At 31.8% G+C, this 4,853-nt stretch carries 2 protein-coding genes; both read left to right on the top strand.

Annotated elements, in window-relative coordinates:
• Positions 1 to 116: 116 nt before the first annotated feature.
• Positions 117 to 1,904 (top strand): tetratricopeptide repeat protein, encoded by a 1,788-nt coding sequence (locus tag AB1349_12795; GenBank protein MEW6558204.1) that lies wholly within the window; start codon positions 117 to 119, stop codon positions 1,902 to 1,904.
• A 14-nt stretch (positions 1,905 to 1,918) separates the two neighbouring features.
• Positions 1,919 to 4,853, top strand: a 2,935-nt coding sequence (locus tag AB1349_12800) for a hypothetical protein (protein MEW6558205.1), incomplete at its 3' end; no start/stop codon positions are given.

The raw sequence follows: 4,853 nt of genomic DNA on the forward strand, positions 1-4,853 counted from the left end.
TGCTTAAATACACTTCTAAAAAGTAAAAATACACTATAAAAATTCAATTTTCATCATTAAAATTGACAAAATCACAGTTAAATTACCTAAAAAACACTGTTTTTTAACAAAAAATAATGAAAAAACTTATTCAGAATAAATGGTTCGCTATTGGATTGATAGTCATTGCTACTTTTGGTGTGTATGCCAATTCATCCAAAAACGAGTTTGTCTGGGATGATATAAAAATAATAAAGGATAACAAATCTATAAAAGATTTGAATAATCTTAAAAAAATTTTTACAAAAGATTATTTTAAAATTTCAAAAGAATTATCGTATCGACCCGTTGCAACATTTACATATTTCCTTCTTTACAAAATTTTTAAATTAAATACATGGAAATACCATCTTACCAATACTCTATTTCATATTAGTATTGCATTGCTTATTTATCTTCTTTTTACAAAATTATATAAAAACAAGATGAAAGGGTTTATTGCTGCTTTAATTTTTTCTTGTCATCCGATAAATACAGAAGCAGTTTTAGAAATATCATTTAACGAAGAACTTTTAGTTGCTTTCTTTATCTGTATTTCACTTTTAAGTTACATAAAATATGAGGAGATAATTTATAAAGAATTTCTAAAAAAAAGTATTTATTACAGCATTTCGCTTTTGTCGTTTATTTTATCACTATTTTCTAAAGAAACCGGTTTGGTTTTAATACCAATTCTTTTTTTGTATTGCTTGTTCTTTAAGAATAAAATTAAGATAAAAGAATTATTGGGTTTTCTAATAGTTGCTTTTGTTTATCTTTATATTAGGTTTTTTGTTTTTAAAACTACTGTAGAAAGTGTAATAAATTATCCCGGCGGAAGTTTTTATACAAATATTTTGACTATGTTACCAGTTAGTATAGAATATCTTAAATTGTTGTTTTTACCTTTCAATCTCTCAATAGAACATCTTTATCCCATAGAAATGTCATTTTTCTCTTACAGAGTTATTTATTCTATTTTTATCATAATTTTAATTTTGGGAATTATGGTAAAAACTGCCGATAAACAAATAAATTTTTCAATTATGTGGATATTTATATGTTTAATCCCAGTTTTTAATTTTATTCCTTTTTTGAAAATTTCATTTTTACAAGAACGGTATCTTTATCTATCATCAATTGGATTCGGTTTTTTAATAGGACTATTATTAGAAAAATTTGAAAGGCGATCAGTTAAGATAAAAAACATGATTTATGTTTTATTGATTATTTTTATTAGTGTATCTTCTGTAACAATTGTAAATAGAAATTCTAAGTGGAAGGATGAAATGATATTTTGGCTGGAGGCATCGCGTAATTGTCCAAAAAGTTATAGAATACATCATTGTCTCGGCGATTTATATTCCGAAAGAAATATGCATACTAAAGCAATTTATCATTATGAAAGGTCAATGCAATTGGCACCCGATTATGTGTTTGCTTACGCGGGTCTCGCGAAAACATATATAAAAATAAAATTATTTGATGAAGCCATCGCGGTATGTCAAAAAGCATTGAATATCTTTCCAGTTTATCCTGCAATTTATAGTTTGCTCGGTGCTGCATATACAGAAAAAAGGGATTATAAACAAGCGTATAAAATGCTTAAAAAAACAATTGAAATAGAACCTTATAAATATGACAATTATCTCAATTTAGCAAGATTTTATGTAACAATAAATTCAATTCCAGAGGCAATAGAATCGTATCAAACATCTTTGAAATTTAATCCCGATGTAATTCCAAGTTGGTTTTCATTAGGAGTATTATATGAGAGAGAAAAAAATTATAGAAATGCCATTAAATGTTTTAAAAAAGTGTTAGCAATAGTACCAGATTATCCTAATTTACAGAATCGTATTAGTTTACTGGAAAAAAATCTATAAATCCCAAATAAAAAATGATTAAAAAATTAGAATTAAAAATTCTACTGTTGTTATTTACACTATACCCTGTTTCACTAATTTGTGCAGAAAACAACTGGCAAATTGAGACGGTAGATTCTGCCGGATATGTTGGTATTATTACATCTATTGTCTTAGACAGTCAGAATTTTCCACATATAACTTATTATGACCAAACAAATAACAATTTGAAATATGCCCACTGGACCGGAACAAAATGGGATATTCAAACAGTAGTTTCTGAAAAATACGCTTTCTATTCTTCAATTGTTTTAGATGCAAAAGGATACCCTCATATAAGTTATACCAGTGGTTCTGGAAACAGGTTAGAGTATATTTTCTGGGATGGAGAAAAGTGGAATTTTCAAATTGTAGATGAAATGGATGGTTCGTATCAATACAATTCTATTGCTTTAGATACAAATGATTATCCGCATATTTGTTATGTAGACTTAAAGGGTTACAGATTAAAATATGCTCGGTGGACTGGTACGAACTGGGATATTCAAACTATAGATACTGTTGCGTCATTTAAACCATCGCTTGCATTGGATACGAATAATAATCCACATGTTAGTTATTACGATTATTCTTTTGGATCGACAAGGGGTGATATTAAATATGCAAAATGGACTGGGGTAGTTTGGAACATTCAAAAAGTAGATTCTGCCAAGAGAATAAGTGACGGCAATACATTACGACTTGATAAAAACAATTATCCTCATATTGCTTATGATGTTAGTATAGATTACGATGTAAAATATGCAAAATGGACTGGAACTAACTGGGAAATTCAAACTGTAGATGCTGAAGGATATTTAGGGGGGGCATCATTGGCACTTGATTCAAATAATTATCCACGTATTGCTTATTATGATTGGATGCCTAATTATGATTTAAAATATACAGACTGGGATGGAACTATATGGAATATTGAGAGAGTAGATATTACTGGGGTTGTAGGATTATATACATCCGTTGCATTAGATTCATATAATTATGCCCATATTTCTTATTTTGACTATACAAATGGTGATCTTAAATATGCAAGACAGATTCCTATTAACCAGCCACCGAACCCGCCGAGTTTGGTTTTGCCTGCAAATGGTGTGTGGACGAATGCTCAACTGACACCTGTCTGGAATGTACCTTCTGATGCTGATGGTGATGATTTACACTTTAAGGTAGAATTGTCGTCAGTAAGTGATTTTTCAGTAAAAGAAGTATTTGAAAGTAATGTCTCAACGAAAGGATTTTCGCCTTCTCCACCAGTTGTTCAGGGAACAGGACAATGTAGTTATACAATTCAACCAGAAACATTTCTTTCTGATTCAACAACATACTACTGGAAAGTCGCTGCATATGACGGCACTGTGTATGGTGATTATTCAGAGACAAGAAGTTTTGTTGTGGATAACAAAGCACCGACATACACAATTTCGGCAAGTCCTGACCCTGTAACTGCTGCTGGTGGTGTAACAATTACTATTGTAGCAAGTGAGCCGTTAAAATCTATTAGGACAAATGTCCTACAAAATGGGCAAATAAATCCGACAGAGATAACAATGTCATCAACGGATAATATTACCTGGACAGGAACATATACAGCAGTAAACAATTATGATGGTTTTGCGACGATAGATGTTACAGGTAGTGATAATTTTTATACATCAAAAGGGACAGGAACATTTACTATTTCAATAGGTCCTGCAGGCAAAAACTTAATTATCTCAAATATTTCAGATAGTACAGACCCGTTTGACCCTGATATTGAGTCAACAAATATCTCATTTAATTTGGAGTTGAGACCGATAACTGTAATAAACTCAACTACAACTATAAAAATTGTAAGTTCCACCGACGAGGTTTATAGAACATTTGTTCTATATCACAGTGCATCGGGGTTGTATAATGTCTCGCAATTGTGGGATGGAAAAGATGTCACAGGGAATTATGTTCCTGACGGCAAATACTTTTATGTGATAAATTCAACTGCAACAAGAAAGACAGGTTCGAACATCTCATATGTTACAGCGATTGAGAAGCGAGGCGAGATAACGGTTTTACGTCAGGTTAGTTTTGATTACATAACTTCACAATTATCAAATCCTGAAAATGCAAAAATAACGATCACACCGAACCCAGACGGTAAAACTGCATCAACATTTGGAATTGCTCAAGGTAGCGTTGGCTCAATTTACGATATACAGCCGACATCAACAACTTTTTATCCATCAGCAACTCTAACACTTTTTTATGATGAGACACAACTCAACGGAATTGACGAAACCACGCTTGATATATTCAGATACAATCCTGACACAGGCAACTGGACAGCACTTGGTGCAACGCTTGACACGGTAAACAACAAACTGGCAATAGCGATAGACAAAATTTCAATTTACACAATTGCGACGATAAACGCTGTATTTGTTCTAACACCTGTTTCACAGATTGATTTTGTAAAACCGACATTTACAGTATATCTTACAATAAACCCTGAGAAGACAGACGATATGACGATAACAGCGTTCTCGTCAGAAAAACTTCTATCAGCAAATACAGAAGTTATTCCGCATGGCAACAGCCCGAAGAAACAAAGTATCATTGTGCAGCTACAAGAAATTTCAGAAAATCTGTGGACTGGAAAATTCACAAAACAAACCGGTTTTGGAGATGTAGAAAAAATAATTGTATCCGGCTGGGATTTAGCAGGTAATTTTGGAATTTCAGACGGCAGTTATGTAAAAAACATTGTTTCTTCTGAAGGCGGAATTGTGAAAGACCCAATAACTAAGATTGAGATTAAAATTGATGGAGGGACTTTAGCAGAAGCGACATTATTTTCTGTGAGAAAAGTTGAGAATAAGAATGTAAGCAAATGCTTACAAACAATTTTGAGTTATGAGTTCAAGTCAGATAAAAAATTTG

This window comes from Elusimicrobiota bacterium (assembly GCA_040757695.1).
In the GTDB taxonomy this organism is placed as follows: Bacteria; Elusimicrobiota; UBA8919; order UBA8919; family UBA8919; genus JBFLWK01.